2 protein-coding genes are annotated in these 2,043 nt (G+C 70.7%); one reads left to right on the top strand and one right to left on the bottom strand.

The window, feature by feature from the left end; all coding sequences use genetic code 11:
• Positions 1-1,184 (top strand): multicopper oxidase family protein (locus DSP71_RS17675; RefSeq protein ID WP_181800765.1); only part of this gene is annotated, 1,184 nt, incomplete at its 5' end.
• 183 nt (positions 1,185-1,367) lie between these two features.
• Here the strand turns inward: DSP71_RS17675 and DSP71_RS17670 are convergent.
• Positions 1,368-2,043, bottom strand: a 676-nt coding sequence (locus DSP71_RS17670; RefSeq protein ID WP_220151141.1) for a hypothetical protein, incomplete at its 5' end; no start/stop codon positions are given.

Raw genomic sequence — 2,043 nt, 5'->3', positions numbered from 1 at the left:
CCGGCCACGACCAGGCGGCGGGCGGTGCGTCGTCGCCGGGGTCGGGGCATGAGGCGCACCAGCCTTCTGGCGCCGGAGCGGTGACCGTGCCGCAGCTGACCGTGGTCGGCGCGTTCTCCGCGATCGCGCTCGTGGTCGGGATGGTCGCCCCCGCGAACGCCGTCAACATGACTCTCAGCGCGCACGACGTCGGTGGGCTGATCATGCCGCCCGGGATGATCATGACCCGTGACACCCCCGCCGAGGCGATGCGGGACATGGCCGCCGTCGACCCGCGGGCCGCGACCGCCGCGTACGACGTGGACACCCGCGGTGATGAGGTGCTGGAACCTGCCCGCGTCGAGGACGGGGTGAGGGTGTTCGAGCTGACCGTGTCGCAGATCCGCTGGGAGATCCTCCCCGGCGTCACCGTCGACGCGTACGCGTACAACGGGCAGATCCCGGGGCCTCGGCTGCAGGTCACCCAGGGCGACCGGATCCGCATCGACGTGACCAACGAGCTCGACGAGTCCACGACCGTGCACTGGCACGGCCTGGACGTGCCCAACGAGATGGACGGGCCCGCCGGGATCACCCAGGATCCCATCCAACCCGGCGACACCTACCGGTACGAGTACACGGTGAAGCAGTGGGGCACGTTCTTCTACCACTCCCACGATCACGCCGACCGGCAGCAGGCCCTCGGCCTGTACGGGGCGCTGATCATCGACCCCGCCGACCCTGGCCTGCAGCCGCCTGCCGATCGCGAGTACACGATCCAGCTGCAGGAGTGGCTGTCCCGGGAGGGGCTGACCTATCCGGCGATGCCGATGGAAGGGGGCATGCCGAACTACTTCACCATCAACGGGAAGGCGTACCCGGCCACCGAGACCATCGACATGAAGGTGGGGGAGACCCTCCGGGTGCGGTTCATCGGCTCGAACACCAACGACATCCACCCGATGCACATCCACGGCGGCCCGTTCACCGTCGTCGCCCGCGACGGGGCGGCCCTCACCACGGCGCAGCAGTTCCAGGCCGACACGATCAACGTCGGGCCGGGACAACGCTACGACGTGCTCTGGAACGCGCTCGAGCCCGGCCAGTGGCTCATCCACTGCCACATCAACCACCACACCACCAACAACAACGTCGAAACCGACGGCGCTGGCGGCCTGACCATGATCATCAACGTCACCGAATAACCCCACGAACCGAAGAACCGCCGCCGTTGTGGTCGCCGTTGCCGCGTCGAGTCACGTCCGCGCCCTCCGGCAGCACAGCAGGCGGATGCCAGGGGTGCCCAGCTCATCGTGCCCGACCGTTTCGGTTGCCGGAGGCCGAGATCGCCCGCCCGCCCGCAACGGGGCGCGGTGACCTCGCCGTGGTCAGGTGGTCGCGGGAGGGAGGACGCGTCGGCGGCGGGCGACGGTGACGGCCGCGGCGACCGTGAGTGCCGTCGAGACGGCGAGGAGCACGGCGCCGAGGATGATCTGCCCCGGTGACGGGGTGAGGGCGGTGACGGGCTGGTAGAGGTTGCGCTGCTGGCTCTGCGGGCCGGTGAGTTGCTGATCGACGGGCACCCACACCTCGAGGGTGCGTTCGCCGGTGGCGAACTGGGCGTACACGAACCACAGCCCCGGTGACGGCAGTGCCAGTTCCCCGGTGAAGGTACCGGGAGGCGGGGTGCCGGGTTGTGCGCGCAGCGGCGCGGTGAGGTCCTCTCCGGTGCGGCGGGCGACCAGACGGGACGGGGTGAGGTCGGTGTCGTCGGTGAGGCGGATGCCGGTGATGGTGACGGTCAGCTGCCCGGTGCCGTCGCCGGTGACGGTCATCTGTGCGGTGCCGTAGGCGGTGCCCTGGCCGGGGTCGTGCGCCTGCGCGGGTGGGGGCGGGGCGAGGGCGACCAGCAGAAGGGTGAGGGCCGCGGCCGCGCCGCCGGATCGGAGGCGAGTCCCCGGCCGCACGGTGAGGGCGATCATGCTGACGATGATCACCGTGGTGGTGCCGACGGCGGACCAGGCGACGGGGGTGGGTGGGACGCTGCTGATCCCGGTCCCGGAG

The sequence above is a fragment of the Microbacterium sp. H6 genome, assembly GCF_003314775.1.
GTDB classification, from domain to species: domain Bacteria; phylum Actinomycetota; class Actinomycetes; order Actinomycetales; family Microbacteriaceae; genus Microbacterium; species Microbacterium oxydans.
The sequence above is the reverse complement of the archived record's forward strand: the minus strand, read 5'-3'. Positions and strand labels throughout refer to the sequence as shown.